Genomic DNA, 18,803 nt, shown 5'->3' on the forward strand with positions numbered 1-18,803 from the left:
ACGGTGGATACGACTCCGCCGGGAGTGCCGGTAGTGACGGCTCCGGCGAACAACTCGACTGTCATCGGCAAGCGTCCGGTAATTAAAGGAACGACCGAAGTCGGCAGCAGCGTTGCCATCAAGCTGGATAGCAGTGACGTAACGGCTGCAGTAGACGGCTCGGGCAATTGGAGTTATACGCCGACGGCGGACTTGGCCGAAGGTCTCCATACGTTTAAGGTAAAAGCGAGGGATGCCGCAGGAAACGAGGGTGCGGAATCCTCCGAAAGTTCCTTTACCGTTGCGCTTCCGGAAGTTGAAATGCTAATTTCAAGCCCGGGATTCCCATCAGTTGTTGAAATTAAGCTAAACAATTTCGATAAACTCTATGCCATAGAGGTTCACTTGGAGTATACGAACGCGTATTCAAATGAGGATGCCGTATCGAACGAAGCGATATTCAACAATCCTGAAACAAGCGTGTCCGCGTATTCCGAATTAATGGATTCCGGCATTCGTACTTTTACTTATGTAGCAACACAGTATTCGAATGGAACGACGCCAGTAGACAATTTTCCGGCGTTTACGGAAAGAAAATCGCTTTTCACTCTTAACTTGACTCCGGATTTGATAGGGCCCGGAACTGTGAGCATTAAACGGGTGATCGTCGTAGACAAAGATGCGAATATTGTTGGCGACAGCGAACATCCTGAGACATTGAAGCTTGTTAATCCGGAATATTCATTTACAGTTAATGAGGTACCGATGCTATGAGCGGAATGAGAATGTTCAAATCGCAATGGTTTATGACGATGATGCTGACCTTGGGGCTCGCCCTCTTGGTCGGCATCGGTCTCTCCACTCGTGCGAATGCTTCTGTCGGTTCGAACTGTATCCCTCCCGTTACATCTTCAGTTTATATTTCTGTCTACGGCATTGGCGACAATCCCGATACTGTATCGTGCATTGCGGGGAATACAACAGTATTGAACAACGTATATGCCAAATACGATGTAACCCTTCATGTGCCAACGGACTTTAACGGAAAAACGGCCGTCCTGCTTCAAGGAGGTAAAGCTTCCCTGAGTCCGGAAGAGGTATCGGGGGGAGCGGTAAAGTTCAGTGGCGTAGAGTTTTCAAAAGGCAGTCAACTAAAGCTGGCTTTGATCCCTTACCGTTATGCGACCGGAATTTTTTATAAAAAATCGGATGATATCATGTTCATGGGCGGATTTGACGACGATCAACAATTTTATGTTGAAACCGCATCCGCATTCGATATTTACTTTGCCGGCGAGTCCAGTTTGTATGATCATCTATCAATCGGGGATGGCAGTATGGCGATAAAGGGCAGCGCGGATATTATCGACGGGCGCGCGATCGTCTCGAACGTTCCTATCGGGGCGGGGAATCGGGTTTATGCTCTAGTAAGCAAAAATGATGAAATAGAAAAAGCGTATATGATCGGCCAGAAGCCTTTTTCCGACTACCGAATTTTCAAGGTGATCGCCAAGGATGCGGACTTGGACTACTATTCAAACGTAGACAGTTTCATGTATGAATGGTTTTCTGAAGAAAGCCCCGAGGAAGGCCCTGGAGAAAGCCTTGACGATTTTGTCGTGGAGCAACCGGCCGGCAATGTTTTGTTCTATTACGCCATGAGCAACAATTATCCGTTTATTTCCGTCAATGATGGGGTAGATGAAAGAATCATAACGGCGTATGATAACTATAGCGCGACGGTCGTAACTTCCGACAATGTATACACGCTGGCCTTGAAGAAATCATTGCCGGAAATGGATCAATCGCTCTCCCGTCAACCGGTATTTGCCATGAAGTGGGGGGAAGGGGAAGGTGAGTTTCCCGTTCCGAGCATGACGATCTATGTATCGGACAGCCAAGGAAGGGTGTCGTTTCTGGGAGAAATGGAAACCGAAATCGCTACGTTTCCGCTATTCTTTTATTGGCAAGCAGGTATCCCGTCTCCATTTCGGATTATTCCGGCCGGTTCCGTAGCTTTTAGTCCCGACGATGATACGAAAGCGGAATTGCCGGTCGTCCAGCTGCTTAGACCCGGTTCGGAATCTTCCATATTCGGGCTGCAGGATCTAGTATGGGTAGCAACGCGTGCGGATAAATTGAAAGATGAGTACAACGAGCCGTTCGACGTATCGAGACTTTTGGAGTTTCTTATTCCTAGATCGCTGGGTTTATGAGCAAAGGAGAAGCCGATGAAAAAAACATTCAAACTGATAGCCTCGCCGTTGCTGGCCGCAGCGATGCTCCTGACCGGCGCGACGGCCTTCGGAGCAGGCATCGATAAAGCGGTAGTCGGCGGAGAAGGGCAGCTGTTATCCCAAGTATCGACGTCGGCAGGGAAAGGCGACTTGGGCGAAACGAACGGAAAAGCGGCGGAGGCGACGTTCCGCGCTCCATGGAGCTTGCTGCCGCTGGCCGATGGTTCGGTTCTGATCGCGGACGCGAGAAGCCAGCTGATCCGGAAGCTGTCCGGCAACGAGATCAGTTCGTTCGCCGGCATTACGATCAGCAAGGACGCCTATAACTACCCGATCGGCGGATTGCTGGACGGCAAGGAGAATACGGCCGTCTTCCAGCAGCCGAAAGGGTTGGCCGCCGATACGAAGGGCAACATCTATGTCGCCGATGAGAAAAATCATGCGATCCGTAAAATCGATAAGGACGGAAACGTCACGACTCTAGCCGGCAACGGCGTGTTCGGCAACAAGGACGGCAAAGGAAAAGAGGCTTCGTTCAAGTTTCCTCAGGACGTCGCGGCAACTTCGGACGGAACCGTGTATGTCGCGGATACGCTGAATAACGAGATTCGCAAAATAACGGCTGACGGAACCGTTACGACGCTGAACGCTCCTTCGAAGCGGGTTGTGGAAGTGGTGCCGGGCCAAGTCGTACCGGCCGGCGAATATGCGGATGGGCCGCTGGCGACGGCGAAATTCAACGAACCGACCGGCATTGTCATCGATTCCAAAGGGAACCTGTACGTCAGCGACTCCGGCAACCAACTGATCCGGTACGTCGACTTGACGTCGAATACGGTGACGACCGTTGCCGGCAGCACTTCCGTCCAGTATGCGAAGTCGGAGCTGTATGTATCGGGAGATTTCGCCGACGGCGCAGCCGCGCAAGCGAAATTCAACTTCCCGAGAGGACTCGCGCTTACGCCTGACGGCGGTCTTCTGATCGCGGACAGCTTGAACCATTCGATCCGTTATTTGAAGGACGGCGTAGTCAAGACGATCGCCGGGGAGAAGGACGGATACGGGGGAAGCGCGGATGGAACGGAACGCAATGCGGAGCTGCACCATCCGTCGGACGTAGCGGTGCTCGGCGATGGAAGCTTGCTGGTGGCGGATGCGTACAATAATAAAATACGCAAAATCGACTTCTACGACCTGCCGGCCGGTATAACCGCAGACGGTACGATCAAGGTCGTGTACGGCAACAAAAAAATCGAGTTCGACGCTCAGCCGGAGCTAAGCAACGACCGGACGATGGTGCCGGTACGCATCATTACCGAAGCGCTAGGGTTCGCCGTCAAATTTGACGAGAATCCGCAAACGACGGAACAAACCGTCGATTTGAGCAAAGGCGATGCAACGGTCCGGTTGACGATCGGAAAAGCCGAAGTGCAAAAAATCGTAAAAAACGGTTCGGCGACAACGAAAACGATCGATGCGCCCCCGTATATTAAAGAGGACCGCACTTATGTCCCTGTCCGGTTTTTCGCCGAGGAGCTCGGCCTGGACGTGCAGTGGGATAACGCGACGCGTACGGTCATACTGCGCGACAAGCTTGCAAAATAATACAATCAGCTTACAGGATGGAAGCCGTCGATTCGACAGGCTTCTTTCTTTTTTTCGCTCCACGCCCGACAACCTCGTACCGAAGCACCATTTTCGCACGGTCCCTTCAAAACCGCAACGGAGCGGCCGATATACAAAGTAGAAAATGTCGGATGGCCGTCCGGCGGCCTACGCTCTCGGGAAAAAGAGGAGGGAAAGCGGATGGAATCGCCACCGGAAGATCCTCAATATTTAAAAGACTATATCAAAGAGCATCCGACCAATAAAATGGCCTGGTATTTATTGGGCCGCCAATACGTTGCCAAGGGCGAAATCGGAAAGGCCAATTACTGCTTCGCCCAAGCGGGAGAGGTGTACCGGGCGTTCGAGGATGGAACCGTATTCGGGGGAGCGGACGAGAAAGAGCTTGAAACGACCGAGGAGGCCGATGCAAGCGCGGGCCCAAAAGGAAAGCGCAAGCCGGCAACGTGGAAGACCGCCATAATCGGTTTATTGCTGCTGCTCGGCAGCCATATCCCGTTTCAACCGGACCGGTTGGAAAGCTCCGCTACCGAAGCCTCCGCAGCCGCTGCATCCGAAGAAATTGCCGGTGCTTATGGACAGCAAACTGTGGGCGTACCGGGCTATTCGCCGGGAAGCATTGATGTCATATACGCCGTATCGGGAAGCTCGGGAGCAAATCGCACAAGCCAGATCGGAGAACTGCTGCAACGGTTTCAGAATAAAGCGGCGAACAAAGCGGATATGCTGCTGCTGGCCGAGCCGAAGTGGATAATGGAGCGGAAATGGCTGCTGTGGCCCGTCCCCGCCAAGCCGATCGTAACGGTCGAGCATTCGGAGACGGTTGCCGGCACCCGCCTTACGTATTACGATGCCGGTACATGCCGATGCGAGCCGGCAAACGGAGCCGTATCCGCGGCGAAATACGCCGAATGGCAAAACGACCAACTGCAGCAGCTGATCGTCCGTTCCTCGATCTCGTCTTACGAGGCCGTAAACGGAAAAAGGCCGGACAACATCGACCAGATGGTCCGCAACTATCCGGATAATTGGATGTCGGGCTATACGCCCTCCATGAAGGCTTATTTCGAACGTTTGGCTGCGGACCGGCAAGGAGGGAGCGAAGCGCCCGGGGGCCTATCTCCTTCCGCCGCTGCAGCCGGCGCCGAGCAGGCAGGCGGACCCTCGCTATTGCCGGGTGCGGAAGCGTTGCAGCAGCCGCTTCGCATCCTGGTCGACAAGACGACCCATACGCTGGCGCTGGTGAGCGGAAACGTGCTGCTGCGCAGCTACCCGGTAGGGCTCGGCGGCGAACGGACTCCGGAGGGGGAGTTTTCGATCACGGAGAAGGTGCGCAATCCGAACGGCCGCGACAACGGCACATTCGGAAGCCGCGGGATGACGCTTTCCGACACGCTGTACGCGATTCACGGCACGAACCAGCCCTCGAGCATCGGCAAGGACAAATCGCTCGGCTGCATCCGTATGCTGAAGCCGGACGTGGAAGAGCTGTTCGACATGGTGCCGAAAGGGACTAAAGTGATCATCGGGCAAAACCTGCTCATCCCGGCCGAAACGTACCGCTCCGAAACGCCATTGCGGGTTCCGTCCACGACGGACGAGACGAATCCGAACAAAACGTATAAATGGCTGGACTGACGAAACGACGAAAAACCCGTGCCGACGGCGCACAGCTTTGCATCGTCGCAGGGTAGTAAATTTCCTTTGGAACGTATGAGAAGGGATTCTGAACGAAGCAAACTCGCTGAAGTGCATTCGTGTCGAAGAGGGTTCGCGGAGCAATCCGTTCGTCTGTGCATGCAGATGGAACGGACTGCTCTGACGAGCGCTTTTTTTCTACTACAGCATAATTCCCTTACAGGAGAGCGGATGTACCGCATGATTGGTTGGTGAACGCAGGCTGATATGGCCGGCCTATTGCGGGACTGCGAATTCAACAAATAGCGGAACTGGAGTATGCTATTGATCCGAGTACTGGTGTTGATTGCAAAATAACGGAAAACCTTTCCGCTATTCCGCTTCTCACGATCATTTTCACCCCGAAAGACCGTGATAACGGAAGCCTGTTCCGTTATCTTCAAGAGTGTAACGGAATTGGGGACAATAACGGAATATAGTTCCTTTATTCACGGGCAACGTCATGTCACGCCCATCAAAAGCATCCAGGTCGCATGCGGATTATGCTGTCGTAGTTTTTCGTGCCGTCGTCAAGCTCAGCAGCTGTTCCGTCTGCTTCTCTGCAAACGATCAGGGGTTCCAAATGAGCAGGACGATCATCAGCAGCACGATCGCGCCGATGATCGAGCCTACCCATATAACCGCTTTTCTGTTTACCGTATCTTTCCGTCTGCGCTGCATGTAGTTCGGTTTCCGGTTCGCCACTGGAATCAACCTTTCCTCCGAAATTAGTAGGTACTGACGGGACTGTGGAGCGAAGAAGCTTTTCAGAATATTATAACAAATCGCCCAGTGCAATGAAAGGGTTTACATGGCGTGCGAATAAATCGGATCACGGCAACTCGGCACTTTCTTTTTCCTTCAGAAACGGATAAACTGATCGATAGAGTCTACGACAGAACGGAGTGTACTTCCATGCTTTACCGGAATTTGGCAAAACCTGTATTGTTTCAGATCGATCCCGAGAAGGCCCACCATATAACGGTGGACGGGCTGGGAGCCGCCAGCCGAGTGCCCGGCATGACCGCTCTCCTGCATTCGCTGTACGGCGTAGCCAGTCGTCCGGAGACGTCCGTGTCGTTGTGCGGACTGACGTTTCCGAATCCGGTCGGCTTGGCCGCCGGGCTCGATAAAAATGCAAAGGCGGTGGGGGGCTTTTCTTCGCTCGGCTTCGGCTTCATGGAAGTCGGCACGGTAACGCCGCGACCTCAAAAGGGCAACGATAAGCCAAGACTGTTCCGACTGCCGCCCGACGAAGCGCTCATTAACCGGATGGGCTTCAATAACGTGGGCGCGGAGACGATGGCCGCCCATTTACGGCAGGCGGGCCGCCAACGTATTCCGATAGCGGTCAATATCGGCAAAAACAAAGATACCCCGAACGAGCAGGCCGAGGAAGATTACCGCACGTGTATCCGCAGGCTGTATCCCTACGGCGACTTTTTCGTCGTGAACATCAGTTCCCCGAATACGCCGGGACTGCGCAATTTGCAGCATGGCGCGGAGCTGCAAAGCCTCATAGCCGCGGTCAAGGACGAGATGGAGAAGCAGAGAACGGCCTTGAAGCTGCCAAGCAAGCCGGTATTCGTCAAAATCGCCCCGGACGTAACGGGGAGCGAGCTCGAATATATGGTTGAGACTCTTGTGGCGAGCGGAGTATCGGGCGTGATCGCGACCAATACGACGATCGGACGGGAAGGGCTCGGCCACGCAAACGCCAAAGAGACCGGAGGATTGAGCGGGAAACCGCTGAAGGCCCGCTCGACGGAAGTGATCCGCAGCGTATACCGGCTGACCGGAGGGAAGCTGCCGATCATAGGCTCCGGGGGTATTTTTACGCCGCAAGACGCATATGAAAAAATACGGGCCGGCGCCAGCCTCGTCGAGGTCTATACGGCGCTTATATACAAAGGGCCGGGCTTGCTGCGCGAATTGAACGAAGGTCTTCTCGGCTTGCTGAAGCGCGACGGTTTTACGCACATTTCTCAAGCGGTCGGTGCGGATGCGAAAGCATGACAACGGTTCAGGAGGCGTGCGTATGGATAGCAGGGATTGGAAAAAGTTTTTGATTCCATACGAGCAGGCGGTCGAGGAGCTGAAGGTGAAATTCAAAACGCTCCGTACGGAAATGAAAGCCCGGGAAGAATATTCCCCGATCGAATTCGTGACGGGAAGAGTGAAGCGCATTTCGAGTATTTTGGAGAAGGCGAAGCGGCTTCAGGTTCCGATGGACCGGCTCGAGCAAGGAATCGAGGATATTTCGGGCATCCGCATCATGTGCCAATTCATTCAGGATATCCGGACATTGTCGGAGTTGATCCGGCAGCGGAAGGACATGTCGGTCGTATACGAGAAAGACTACATTACGAATTACAAGGAAAGCGGCTATCGCAGCTACCATATTATCGTCGAATATCCCGTACAAACATCGCTGGGGCTGAAGACGGTGCTGGCCGAAGTGCAGATCCGGACGCTGGCGATGAATTTTTGGGCGACGATCGAGCATTCGTTGAGCTACAAGCATAGGGAGAGACTGCCCGAGGACGTCAAGAACAGACTGCAAAGAGCGGCAGAGGCCGCCCATGCGCTCGACCAGGAAATGTCCAGCATCCGCGACGAAATTATGGACGCCCAGAAGCTGTTCGAGGACAATTCGAACCTGGTATCGAAGGTGCTGGGCCATATCCAGGACTTGTACTACTACCACCGCGTGCGAGAGGCGGCCAGCTTCCAGTTGAAGTTCAACGAATTGTGGGAAACGGAAGAGATTATGGGGATGCGCGCGTTGGCTGTTCAGGTAGAAGAAGCGGTGCTGCGGGCCAAGAAGTCGGACCCGTCCCTCTAGTCCAGGATCATTATCGAAAGTCGAGCAGTTCAAGCCCGTCTCCCGGCTTCGGCCGGATAGCCGCGGGCTAGTTGCGTTGACGACCATGGAGGCGCCGTTATGATCAGTTACGATGTGTTGTATGTGGAATTTTTGTATTACTTCAATGTGGAGCGCGACTATTTCGAGTGCCACGAAGTCATGGAGGAGCTCTGGATGGAGGAAGGCCGCAATCCGCTGCATCAAGGGCTGCTCCAAATTGCGGTAGCTTTGTACCACCACCGCAACGGCAACGTGGGCGGCGCGATCAAGCTGTTTTCCCAAGGGATCGAAAAGCTGGAGTTTTATCCGAAGTTTACGCTCGGCATCGATCTTGGCAAGCTGATCGCGGATTCCAACGCTTATTTGGACAAGCTGCTGGGCATTGAAGAGGAACCGTTCGAATTTTACGATCTCGATATCGCGATCGTCCACAGCGATTTGACCGCGATGGTCGAGGAGCTTAAGGAATTTCCGCCTGTAAAAGGGTCTTGAGATGAACGGCGGGGGCGATCCGGGGTCGGCATGAACAAAAACTGCGACACATAATTCGCGGACAAAATGCATGTACCGCATGGTCGGTGAAAGGCTTGCCGCCTTTGCCGGTGCCTTGCGGAAATTGGATGATCCGACAATTAGCGGAACTGGAGTATGCTATTTACCCGAGTACCCCTGTGGATTGCAAAATAAGGGAAAACCGTTCCGCTATTCCGCTGTTCACGATCGTTTCCCCCCCGAAAGACCGAAATAAAGGAAGTCTCTTCCGTTATCTTCAAGAGAGTAATGGAATACGGGACAATAGCGGAATACGGTTCCTCTATTTCCGGCCACACGCTGCTCACGCTTCATCGAGAGCTCTCCGGACTGCATGCGGATAATGCTGTCGTAGAAAAAAGAAGCGGCGCCCCGGATTCGGGATGCGCCGCGATTGCCGCCGTCATTTTTTCTTGGCGTCCTCGAAAAATTTCTTGAAGTCGGCCTCCGAATAGCCCGGTTGCCCGTTATTGCTGATGCCGCCTTCCATGCGCAGCACTTCCTTGCCGCCCTTGTAATAGACGATCGTAGGCGTAGCCGTAATTTTAAACTCGTTCCAGCCGGCTTCGTACTCCCATAGATTCAGCTGCTTGAGATCGACGCCTGCCGTCTTGGCGATCGGGTTCAGCACCGGGGTCGTGACGAGACAATGCGGACAAGTCGTCTGGAAATAGTAAACGAACATATCCTTTTTCGCGTTCAACTCGTTTTTCAGATCGGCCGGCTTGATGATGTTCTGGTAGTTGGCGTCGTTTAACTGGGCCAGCGTCTCGGGCTTCAGCTTGGCCGCGTCGACTCCGTACAGCTGCTTCGATTTCTCGTTCGTCGCCGTATCGATTTTGCTTGTGCGGGCTTCTTCCTTGGCCTTTTCGCTTTGATGATTTACAATGAAAAGAAGGACGAAAAGTCCGACGATAACACCTAAATAAATCAACAGCTTCTTCACGATTTCACCCCGGATAGTATGATTGAAATTACTTATTCTACCCGTCCCCCTTCGTTTCCTTCCGGAAGCGGGTGGGAATTGTTGATCATTTTTTGAACTTGATCGGGATGAAAGAGCGGAGAACAGCATAAGATGGCCAAATTGCCCGACTTCTTTATGAGAAAAATGGAGTGTCTGCTACAAGATGAATATCCGGCTTTCCTCGATTCGTACGAACAGCCGCGGCTTCAAGGAATCCGGGTAAACGGGCTGAAAATGGCTGTTGACGGGTTCCAAGAAATGTCGCCTTTCCCGCTGTCGCCAATCCGGTGGGCCAAGGGAGGCTTCTATATCCCGGAGACCGAGCGTCCCGGCAAGCATCCGTATTACCACGCCGGCTTATATTACGTGCAGGAGCCGAGCGCCATGGCCCCGGTAGAGCTGTTGGACGTCCGGCCGGGCGACAAAGTGCTCGACCTGTGTGCCGCCCCGGGCGGCAAAACGACGCAAATCGCGGCCAAGCTGGAGGGCAAGGGGCTGCTCGTTACGAACGATAACCAGCCGGACCGGGTCAAAGCGCTCGTCAAAAATGTAGAGCTGTACGGAATTACGAACGCCATCGTCTTGAACGAGACGCCGGAACGGCTCGCTCCTGCCATGCCCGGTTTTTTCGATAAAATATTGGTCGATGCGCCGTGCTCGGGCGAAGGGATGTTTCGCAAGGACGATAGTATGGTCAAAGGGTGGGACGAGCATTCGCCCCGCCGTTATGCCGATATGCAGAGCGGTATACTGGCGAAGGCCGCGGACATGCTGAAGCCGGGCGGACGACTCGTCTACTCTACCTGTACGTTTTCTCCGGAAGAGAACGAACAAATCATCGAAGCATTTTTGCGTGAGCGGCCTGGCTTCCGGGTAGTTTCTATACCTCCGCAGCACGGATTTGCACCGGGACGGCCGGATTGGATCGCTCAAGTTCAGGGCGGTCGCCTGGACGAGCTTTCTCGGACGGTGGAGGGAACCGTCAGGCTGTGGCCGCATAAACTGCCCGGCGAAGGGCATTTCGCTGCGGTATTGGAGCGTACTTGCGGCAGAACGGATCCCGAATCGGAAGCGATGTTTACCCGTCCGAAAAAATCATATGATCGCAATGCGCAGTCGGACAGCCGGATGAAGCGCAGATTCGAGGAAAAGGCCGGTCGAACGGACGGCAAGCAACGCATTAACGGCAGAAGCGCGAATGGCGGAAGACCGGAGGGAGCTTCAAGGTCTGGCGTTGCCTCTGCATCCGACGGCGAATATTTGTTCCGGTCTTTCGCGGCCGGACAGTTGAATGCCGAATTGTCCGGTAATGTGAAGCTTCAACGGGACTATGTTTATTTGAGCCCCGAGGAAGCGCCGGACTTGGACGGACTGAAGGTCGCCCGCCCGGGCTGGTTCGTGGGAACGCTGCGCGGAGACCGGTTCGAGCCCTCGCATGCGCTTGCGATGGGCATGAAGCGCGATACCGACTCGGTTCGCTCGATTGACTTCGTCACGGGCGAGCCTGAAGTTATCCGGTACTTGAAGGGCGAGACACTGCAAATTTCCGAAGAGCGGCTTCGTCGGAGCCGCCCGGATTTGCAAGCCAAAGGGTACTGTCTCGTATGCGTCGACGGCTATCCGCTCGGATGGGGCAAATGGATGGATGGCATGCTGAAAAACGAATATCCGCCGGGATGGAGGTGGTCTTGATTGGGCAAAAAGCAACGGGTCGATAAAATATTGGCGCATATGGGTTACGGCACGCGAAGCGAAATTAAAAGGCTGGTCAAGCAGGGCGCGGTGCAGGTCGGAGGCAAAACGGTCAAGGATAGCGGACTTCAGGTCGATCCCGAGCTGGAGACGATCACGGTCGACGGCGAACGGGTCGAATTCCGCGAATTCGTCTATCTGATGCTGAACAAGCCGCAAGGCGTCATCTCCGCTACGGAAGATTCGCGCGACCGGACGGTAGTCGATCTGCTGGCGGACGAATACGTCCATTTCGAGCCCTTTCCGGTCGGCCGGCTCGATAAAGACACGGAAGGGCTTCTGCTGCTGACGAACGACGGCAAGCTGGCCCATAACTTGCTGTCACCGCGCAAGCATGTACCGAAAACCTATTTCGCCGAAGTAGATGGCAGCGTTGGCGAAGCGGATGCCGTCGCATTCGAGAAGGGCGTCGAGCTGGACGACGGCTATGTAACGATGCCGGCCAAGCTCGTCATTCTGAAGGAGGGCGATCCGGCCGCGGGACGCGTGTCCAAAATCGAGCTGACGATCACCGAAGGCAAGTTCCATCAAGTAAAGCGAATGTTTCAGGCGGTCGGCAAGAAGGTCGTTTACTTGAAGCGGATCGCCATGGGGCCGCTGCTGCTGGACGAGCATCTGTCCGTCGGACAATACCGGGAGCTGACGGAGGACGAGCTGAAGCAATTGAAGGGACGAGAAAATGACTGACGCGGCGCTTGGAGATGCAATCGAGCGGTTTAACGATGCGAAGTCGCGACAGATCGATGGGGGTTGACCAGAGAACGTGAATTACCGACTAATTGCGCTTGATGTGGACGGCACCTTGCTGAACGATCATTACGAGCTGACCGAGCGGACGAAGCGCACGGTCAGGGACGTGTATGAAGCAGGGGCTACGATTGTGCTCTGTACCGGCCGTTCGCCGGTCAACACGCTCCCGCTGATGGAGGAGCTCGGTTTGGAGGGTACGCTTATTACGCACAACGGAGCGGCGACGATAAGCTCGCGCGATAAGCGGATCGTCCACCATTTTCCGTTTGCCGTCGAGCAATTGGCCGAGCTTGTCCGATATTGCCGGGAACGCAAAATCCATCTGGATGTGTGTACGCCGTTCCGATTATATATTGAAACGGATTTGAGCGAAACGGAGGCGGCGATGTACCGCAAGTTCATGCTGGAGCCGGATCGGCTGGACGATGTTCTTGCGCTGGGCGAAGCGCCCGTCAAATTCACCGTATTCGGCGATAAAGGTGCAATAAACCGCGTAGAGGAAGACTGGCGGAATATGTCGCTCCCATTGACCGTGCTGCGCAGCGGAGACTATTTTATAGACATCATGCATCCGGAAGCGACGAAGGGGAACGCGCTTAAACGGCTGGCCGAATCGCTAGGTATCGAACGTTCGCAAGTGATGGCAATCGGCAATTACTTCAACGATTTGGAGATGATCCGTTTCGCCGGCCTCGGGGTCGCCATGGATAATTCCCCGGACGAGGTGAAGCGGGAAGCCGACGTCGTGACCGCATCCAATAACGAGGACGGCGTTCATTTGGCGCTTAGCCGGTATTGTTTGGGGAGGTAGCCGTTTTGGCTCCAAAAAAAGGGACTGGCGCCGCGAAGCGCCAATCCCTTTTTTTGGTTCAGGTGCGACAATTAGTAGATAAACGGACGGGATACGATTACCAACAGGATGAACAGTACGAGAATAACGCCAGTGGACGTAAATGCGCCTCCAACTCCGGACATTCGAATTCCTCCCTTGATTCTATTGGTTTGTTAAGGGGCTGGCTTCGTTCCCTTGTTATTAGTAGATAAACGGGCGGGATACGATGACCAACAGGATGAACAGCACGAGAATAACGGCGGTCGACGTAACTAAACCTCCAACACCAGACATTGCGATTCCTCCCCATTTGAAGGTATTTCCCGAATGCGCCAGTCGTTGTGCAGCCGCTGATCGCTTGTTGCTCTAGGTGGATTTCGCATTCGGCATACACCATCATATTGTGATGGTCCCACATCCGATTGGACATTTGCCCCGGCGCATAGAAAATGGGCGTCATCAGGATAATAAGGGGGAAGTTGGAATCAGCCCGAAAGGAGAAACCGAGTCCATGGCAATGATCACGTTAAGGCCCGATCTTAAAACGGTCGGCGGAGAAGTTACCGAGCTGCTCCTCGACGGTCGGTTCGTCGGAGCGATGACGCTCGTATACCGCGAAGGCGGGCGCATTTCCGGCTCCGTTCAACTCGATCTCGAATCACTTGGCGGCAGTCGGAAGGCGGAAGCGGTAAGCGCCGCCCAAAACTATGTAGAGCACCTGATGGACGCCTTGGCAGCCAAAGAGTGCGAAGTGATCGTTACGTGCAGCGGTTACGACCATATTATTACGGCAGGACATCAGCTCGGAGTGATCGAATCGTTCACGGACGAATCGGACTATTACGAACAAATATCCGGGGAAGAAGACGAGACGCGCCTGGACGATATTGATCCGAACGGTATCGAGACGATGGAAATGCACTCCGGCTTTTCCGGGAACAATATCGAATTGGTGATTGTCGGGGAAAGCCGCAATCGGGTCGAGTACCATATCTACGACAGCGATCAGGAATGGCTGGCCGAGGCGTTCGTCCGGTTGCGCGGTGCCGATGTTATTGCCGAAGTCGATTGGAAGGTCGAGCCGACGGATGAAGAGCTCGAGCATATTACCGATCTGCTCGTCTCCGATTTCGACTCCGATGAAGTGGATACATTTTTGATCGAAATGAAAGTTGACGGGGAAATGATCGAGACGATCGAGCTGACCCATGAGGATCTGCTCGAGCCGGATGTTTTCATCGACGACGAAACGTATAGTTCGGAGGAAGCCAGGAAATATTCGGTCATTCTCGTAAGGGATGACGGCGATACGCTCACCTACGACTTGTATGAGCAGTCGCACGGTGGTTTGCCGATCGGGCAGGCAACCGTCGATGTGAGCAGCCGCGAGCTGACCGGCTTTATCGATTTCCGCGATCCGGGCAGCACGATCGACAGCGAGTTTATCGGTTCGCTGCTCATGCACGAGCTGGATAAGGAAAAAGACTACGAATCGCTTAACCTGACGATGCTCGTGAATAATGAGCCGATCGACGAGATTTTGTTCGAGACGGAGATCATACACTAAACGAAACGAAAAGACGGACATCCCCTCCAATTGGGAATGCCCGTCTTTTTTGCCATGAGTGTAGGGCATTAGCCCATTCTCCGCAGTCCTTTGGGAAAATGATTTTTCAACCGCCCTTCGCTCGCCTTGCCCCATCCGAGCGGGTATCCTTCAACCGAAACCAATGTCCAGCCGGACGTGCCGTCCTTCGCCGGAATCGTCTCGCCCTTCAAATACGCCTCCAGCTCCGGGGCTTCCGCTGCCAAGTCAAGGACGCTCCGGCACATGTCGGACGTTACCGCCATGGCGAGCGAATGAGCCGGCTCGGCGCGCCCTTTTTTGATATGGGCCAAGTGAAGCCCGGGCCGCAACGTTTTTATGCCGTTCAAAGCGTCGGCGCGAATCGGATAATCCCGGGACGCCGGCAGCCAATACAGCTGTTCACCGAAAAGAGCGGGCTCGCCCGAGGGGAGCGGGAAGCCCGGTGCGATATCCCGGAGCAACTCGTCGGCTAGCCGCATGGCTTCGCGTACGGTTTTATCCTTCTGGCCGGGCGTTTTGCCGCCGCGGTCCCGTTCTCTGCGCTCGGATAAGGCATCGCCTTTGCGCAGCAGCGCTACAAAATGGCCTTCCCCACGAATGCGATGAGGCCAGAGACGTTCGGTTTGAAGCAAGGCGAATGCCGGATGTTTGGCGGTAAAGGCGGCGAGCACATCCTCGTTTTCCGATCGGTTGAACGTGCAGGTGGAATAGGCGATTATTCCTCCCGGCTTGAGCATGATCGCTGCCGAATCCAGGATGTCCAGCTGACGGACAGCGCACATGCGGACATGATCGGGAGACCATTCGCGGATCGCATCCGGGTCTTTGCGGAACATGCCTTCGCCCGAGCAAGGCGCGTCGAGCATAATTTTATCGAATGTCCCGACGAATTTTCGTGCCAGCGCGTCCGGTGCGGCGCTCGTGACGATAGCATTCGGAACGCCCAGCCGCTCGACGTTTTCGGATAAAATTTTCGCCCGCGCGGGGTGAATTTCATTCGCTATAAGCAGTCCTTCTCCGTCGAGCAGGCCGGCGATTTGCGTTGTTTTCCCGCCGGGAGCGGCAGCCAGATCAAGCACGGTATCGCCCGGCTGCGGATTCAGCATCTCGGCCGAGGACATGGCTGACGGTTCCTGGATGTACAATAGTCCGGCTTGGTGGAAAGGGTGCTTGCCGGGCTTTGTCGCATCGTCATAGTAGTAGCCATCCCGGCACCATGGGACGGGCGACAGCCCGAACCGCTCTTTTATAGAGAGCAGAAACGGATCATCGGCTTTCCTATCGCCGAGCTTCAACGGATTCAAGCGCAGACCGTATGTCCGGTCTTCGGTATGGCTTTGCAAATACGACTCGGCTTCTTCGCCAAGCTGGTTGCGGATTTGGTCGATAAAAGGTTGCGGAAGCGTGGTCATCGTTCTTCTCCTTCGATTCGTAGCTTGATGAAAAGTGCGGTTCACGGCGATGCCGCGACGAGGCGCCGAAGCTGTTGCGAGGCTCAAGCCCCTGCTACTAATTTGCCGCGGCGCCCTTGCTCTGCACATATTTTACGACTTTGTTTTTGCCCGTCGTTTTCGCTTTGTACATAGCCTGGTCGGCTTGGGCGATAAGCTGCTCCGCGGTTATTCCGTTCCGCGATTTGCTGTAGCCGATGCTTACCGTGACGCCGGCCTCGGATTCGATGCGCGCCCTTACTTTCTCGGACAGCTTGGCAATATCGACGGATGAATCGGTAACAAGCAGGACCATCTCTTCGCCGCCGAACCGCCCGGCAAGGCCGATATCCTCGCTTTCCTCCAGCATGATTCTGGCGACAGCCTTCAGCGCTTCGTCGCCGGCATGATGGCCCTGCGTATCGTTAAGCTTCTTGAAATTGTCGATGTCGCTGAACAGCAGCGAAACGGCGTAGCCGTGGCGCATGTACTGCGCCGCCTTGCTCAGCATGTACCGCCGGTTGTACAGGCCCGTCAAGCCGTCCGTTATCGCGGTACGATAGCTGGCTTGCATCAATTCGACGATCCGTTCAAACAACAGCACGAACAGAATAATATAATAGAGCAGGGGCAAATACAGCTCCGTCAGCGTAAGCGCGGATAAAGGACTTTCCAGCATATACCGGTTGATCAAATGCGCCAGATGGACGATAAAAAAGACGGATAGTCCGATTTTGTAAGTGGCGGTTTGTCCGATCCGGTCAGGTACGCCTATGAAGAACACGAAAACGAGCAGCAGCAAGTACAAATCAAGCCCGATGCGCCCGAGAGCCGCCAGCTGCTCCGGAGACCCTTCGAACAGCCGAGGGACGTTCGTCTGAAACGCGGCGAGAAGCATCGTGACAAGCAGGGAAAAATAAAAATAAAGGTGATGGCGCTTTTTTGTGGAATTATAAAGTTGATAGATGGCCCGGTTGATCATAATGAACGCGACGACATGCAGCGTTTGCGCCGCCAAGCCGCCCCATCCTCGAGGACCGTCGATGGAGAGCGACATGCTGATCATCATCGCGTAATGAACGATGAATGCGGCTACGGAAAGCGTAAGCGATACATACGCTTTGCGGCGGCGGCTTGTAAACAGCCGGACGGACATGACGAGGATCATGGCGAGTACGACGAGTATGCCGCTATATGTATAAATGCGGGCGTACGCTCCGACGAACAGTTCCGATACGTTCAAATTAGCCTCCGTGATTCGAGTCGATTCGACTCCATTATAACATCAGAATGAGCGAACATCGATGAATCGTTCTGCCTGATGGTTCAACAATAGCAAGCACCAGCGAATAAGCAGAAATGGGAGAGACGAATGAATATACTGCAAGCTTTATTTTTTCCTCCGGAGCAGCCCGGAGGCGTATCGTCCATGGTACCGTACATTCAGGAAGCGTTTACGGATAAGGGCTGGGAAATGGAGCTGTTCTCGCTGCCGAAGCGGGTCCGCTCCAAAGGAACGGAAGACGTCGCGTTCGAGACGTTCGACTGGCGGCCATTCGCCGGAAATCCGGTCGTCGACAAATATATGCAAACGTACAAGGATTACGTCTGGTGGACGCGGATGCGCATACGCAAATCGTACGATCTCATACACGCGCACCATCCGATAGCGGGCCTTGTCATGAAGCAATTGTTTCCGGACACTCCGGTGCTCGTGACGATCCACTCCAGCTACGAGAAGGAATTGACCTTGAACGGCAAAATCGCGCCGGGCGGGCCGGAGGAAACGTTTTTGACTTCGCTGTACGGGGAGCTCGAGCATAAGCTGGACGGGATCGTGACCGTGTCCCATTCGTTCAAGCGGTATTTGTCAGGCTTCGTCCGCAACGGCGACTCCATCGGCGTAATTCCCAACGGCTTCGACGAGAGAAGATTCCGGCCTGTGTCACATGATAATGCAGTATCCCAGCTCATCTCGGTATGCCGTCTCGTGCCGGCGAAAGGAATCGATGTGCTGCTGCAGGCTTGCTCCGAATTGAAGCGGCGCGGCCATCCGTTCGTGCTTCACCTGATCGGGGACGGGCCGATTCGCGAAGAGCTGGAGCAACTGGCCGTGGAACATAACATTTACGACGAAACGATTTTTTATGGCTACATGCTCCACCCGGAAGAATTCATGCCTTTCTTCGATATATTCGTGCTGCCGTCGAGAGCCGAGGCGTTCGGCTCCGTTTTTGCAGAGGCGGCGCTCTGCTGTCTGGCGCTCGTAGGCACCGACGTAGGCGGAGTGGCCGAGCAAATCGAGGACGGCGTGAATGGCCTGCTCGTCCCGGTCAACGACCCGCAGGCTCTCGCCGACGCCTTGGAGAAGATGATGTCCGACCCGGATTACCGGTACCAGATGGCCCGGTCCGCTTGGCTGAAGGCGAAGAGCACCTACTCGCTCAGCCGCGTCATCGGCCAGCTGCAGCAGCTGTACAGCTCGCTCAGCCGCGTCCCGTTTTCAGATGATGAATAGCCGTCAGCATCCATAATTTACTTGGCAACATGGAGCCTCGCCGTTTCGAT

General features: G+C 54.6%; 18 protein-coding genes. 12 read left to right on the top strand and 6 right to left on the bottom strand.

Annotated elements, in window-relative coordinates; genetic code table 11:
- The 4 genes from FE784_RS15625 to FE784_RS15640 all read left to right on the top strand — a co-directional run.
- On the top strand, positions 1-753 hold a 753-nt coding region (locus FE784_RS15625; RefSeq protein WP_218103780.1), incomplete at its 5' end, for an Ig-like domain-containing protein.
- A 38-nt stretch (positions 754-791) separates the two neighbouring features.
- Positions 792-2,195 (top strand): hypothetical protein, encoded by a 1,404-nt coding sequence (locus FE784_RS15630; RefSeq protein WP_176706256.1) that lies wholly within the window; start codon positions 792-794, stop codon positions 2,193-2,195.
- 15 nt (positions 2,196-2,210) lie between these two features.
- Positions 2,211-3,821 carry a stalk domain-containing protein gene (locus FE784_RS15635; protein WP_139603148.1) on the top strand — a complete coding sequence of 537 codons (1,611 nt, stop codon included), beginning with the start codon at positions 2,211-2,213 and terminating at the stop codon, positions 3,819-3,821.
- Positions 3,822-4,022: 201 nt separating this feature from the next.
- Positions 4,023-5,480, top strand: a complete 1,458-nt coding sequence (locus FE784_RS15640) for a L,D-transpeptidase (RefSeq protein ID WP_139603149.1) — start codon at positions 4,023-4,025, stop codon at positions 5,478-5,480.
- A gap of 609 nt (positions 5,481-6,089) precedes the next feature.
- Here FE784_RS15640 and FE784_RS40895 read toward each other — a convergent pair.
- On the bottom strand, positions 6,090-6,233 hold the full coding sequence (locus FE784_RS40895; protein ID WP_176706254.1) for a hypothetical protein: 144 nt from the start codon (positions 6,231-6,233) through the stop codon (positions 6,090-6,092).
- A 201-nt stretch (positions 6,234-6,434) separates the two neighbouring features.
- Between FE784_RS40895 and FE784_RS15645 the strand changes: the two genes are divergently transcribed.
- From FE784_RS15645 to FE784_RS15655, 3 genes are all read left to right on the top strand, one after another.
- Positions 6,435-7,535 carry a quinone-dependent dihydroorotate dehydrogenase gene (locus FE784_RS15645; RefSeq protein WP_139603150.1) on the top strand — a complete coding sequence of 367 codons (1,101 nt, stop codon included), beginning with the start codon at positions 6,435-6,437 and terminating at the stop codon, positions 7,533-7,535.
- Positions 7,536-7,557: 22 nt separating this feature from the next.
- Positions 7,558-8,364, top strand: coding sequence for a GTP diphosphokinase (yjbM, locus tag FE784_RS15650; RefSeq protein ID WP_139603151.1), 807 nt, complete (start codon positions 7,558-7,560; stop codon positions 8,362-8,364).
- Between the two features lie 99 nt (positions 8,365-8,463).
- Complete coding sequence (locus FE784_RS15655; protein ID WP_176706257.1) at positions 8,464-8,877, top strand: DUF309 domain-containing protein; 414 nt, start codon at positions 8,464-8,466, stop codon at positions 8,875-8,877.
- A gap of 442 nt (positions 8,878-9,319) precedes the next feature.
- Here the strand turns inward: FE784_RS15655 and FE784_RS15660 are convergent, their stop codons facing one another.
- Entirely contained in the window at positions 9,320-9,862 is a 543-nt protein-coding gene (locus FE784_RS15660; protein ID WP_139603152.1) for a thioredoxin family protein, read from the bottom strand.
- Between the two features lie 132 nt (positions 9,863-9,994).
- On the opposite strand from FE784_RS15660, the gene FE784_RS15665 reads away from it, so the two are divergent.
- The 3 genes from FE784_RS15665 (at position 9,995) to FE784_RS15675 (ending at position 13,196) form a co-directional block, all read left to right on the top strand.
- Positions 9,995-11,575 carry an RsmB/NOP family class I SAM-dependent RNA methyltransferase gene (locus FE784_RS15665; protein ID WP_139603153.1) on the top strand — a complete coding sequence of 527 codons (1,581 nt, stop codon included), beginning with the start codon at positions 9,995-9,997 and terminating at the stop codon, positions 11,573-11,575.
- Positions 11,576-12,322 (top strand): pseudouridine synthase, encoded by a 747-nt coding sequence (locus tag FE784_RS15670; protein ID WP_176706258.1) that lies wholly within the window; start codon positions 11,576-11,578, stop codon positions 12,320-12,322.
- A 76-nt stretch (positions 12,323-12,398) separates the two neighbouring features.
- Positions 12,399-13,196 carry a Cof-type HAD-IIB family hydrolase gene (locus tag FE784_RS15675; RefSeq protein WP_139603154.1) on the top strand — a complete coding sequence of 266 codons (798 nt, stop codon included), beginning with the start codon at positions 12,399-12,401 and terminating at the stop codon, positions 13,194-13,196.
- Positions 13,197-13,267: 71 nt separating this feature from the next.
- Here FE784_RS15675 and FE784_RS15680 read toward each other — a convergent pair whose 3' ends face one another.
- Both FE784_RS15680 and FE784_RS15685 read right to left on the bottom strand, forming a co-directional pair.
- Positions 13,268-13,360, bottom strand: a complete 93-nt coding sequence (locus FE784_RS15680) for a sporulation protein YjcZ (RefSeq protein ID WP_139603155.1) — start codon at positions 13,358-13,360, stop codon at positions 13,268-13,270.
- Positions 13,361-13,418: 58 nt separating this feature from the next.
- On the bottom strand, positions 13,419-13,511 hold the full coding sequence (locus FE784_RS15685) for a sporulation protein YjcZ (protein WP_139603156.1): 93 nt from the start codon (positions 13,509-13,511) through the stop codon (positions 13,419-13,421).
- 217 nt (positions 13,512-13,728) lie between these two features.
- Here FE784_RS15685 and FE784_RS15690 point away from each other — a divergent pair, with 217 nt between their 5' ends.
- The gene (locus tag FE784_RS15690; RefSeq protein WP_139603157.1) at positions 13,729-14,784 is read left to right on the top strand and encodes a hypothetical protein; all 1,056 of its coding nucleotides are present in this window, start codon (positions 13,729-13,731) and stop codon (positions 14,782-14,784) included.
- Positions 14,785-14,852: 68 nt separating this feature from the next.
- On the opposite strand, the gene FE784_RS15695 is transcribed toward FE784_RS15690, so the two are convergent.
- The gene (locus tag FE784_RS15695) at positions 14,853-16,217 is read right to left on the bottom strand and encodes an RsmB/NOP family class I SAM-dependent RNA methyltransferase (RefSeq protein ID WP_139603158.1); all 1,365 of its coding nucleotides are present in this window, start codon (positions 16,215-16,217) and stop codon (positions 14,853-14,855) included.
- 97 nt (positions 16,218-16,314) lie between these two features.
- Entirely contained in the window at positions 16,315-17,478 is a 1,164-nt protein-coding gene (locus FE784_RS15700; protein WP_139603159.1) for a GGDEF domain-containing protein, read from the bottom strand.
- 129 nt (positions 17,479-17,607) lie between these two features.
- Between FE784_RS15700 and FE784_RS15705 the strand changes: the two genes are divergently transcribed.
- A complete protein-coding gene (locus FE784_RS15705; RefSeq protein ID WP_139603161.1) occupies positions 17,608-18,753 on the top strand; it encodes a glycosyltransferase family 4 protein in 1,146 nt (381 codons plus the stop codon).
- The last annotated feature ends 50 nt before the right edge of the window (positions 18,754-18,803 follow it).

Source organism: Paenibacillus hemerocallicola (assembly GCF_006265175.1).
GTDB classification, from domain to species: domain Bacteria; phylum Bacillota; class Bacilli; order Paenibacillales; family NBRC-103111; genus Paenibacillus_AB; species Paenibacillus_AB hemerocallicola.

Excerpts from the sequence above, each read along its gene's own strand:
- FE784_RS15630 (WP_176706256.1), top strand. The coding sequence starts at position 792 with ATGATGCTGACCTTGGGGCTCGCCCTCTTGGTCGGCATCGGTCTCTCC.
- FE784_RS15635 (WP_139603148.1), top strand. The coding sequence starts at position 2,211 with ATGAAAAAAACATTCAAACTGATAGCCTCGCCGTTGCTGGCCGCAGCG.
- FE784_RS15640 (WP_139603149.1), top strand. The coding sequence starts at position 4,023 with ATGGAATCGCCACCGGAAGATCCTCAATATTTAAAAGACTATATCAAA.
- FE784_RS15645 (WP_139603150.1), top strand. The coding sequence starts at position 6,435 with ATGCTTTACCGGAATTTGGCAAAACCTGTATTGTTTCAGATCGATCCC.
- yjbM (WP_139603151.1), top strand. The coding sequence starts at position 7,558 with ATGGATAGCAGGGATTGGAAAAAGTTTTTGATTCCATACGAGCAGGCG.
- FE784_RS15655 (WP_176706257.1), top strand. The coding sequence starts at position 8,464 with ATGATCAGTTACGATGTGTTGTATGTGGAATTTTTGTATTACTTCAAT.
- FE784_RS15665 (WP_139603153.1), top strand. The coding sequence starts at position 9,995 with ATGGCCAAATTGCCCGACTTCTTTATGAGAAAAATGGAGTGTCTGCTA.
- FE784_RS15680 (WP_139603155.1), bottom strand. The coding sequence starts at position 13,360 with ATGTCCGGAGTTGGAGGCGCATTTACGTCCACTGGCGTTATTCTCGTA.
- FE784_RS15685 (WP_139603156.1), bottom strand. The coding sequence starts at position 13,511 with ATGTCTGGTGTTGGAGGTTTAGTTACGTCGACCGCCGTTATTCTCGTG.
- FE784_RS15690 (WP_139603157.1), top strand. The coding sequence starts at position 13,729 with ATGGCAATGATCACGTTAAGGCCCGATCTTAAAACGGTCGGCGGAGAA.
- FE784_RS15695 (WP_139603158.1), bottom strand. The coding sequence starts at position 16,217 with ATGACCACGCTTCCGCAACCTTTTATCGACCAAATCCGCAACCAGCTT.
- FE784_RS15705 (WP_139603161.1), top strand. The coding sequence starts at position 17,608 with ATGAATATACTGCAAGCTTTATTTTTTCCTCCGGAGCAGCCCGGAGGC.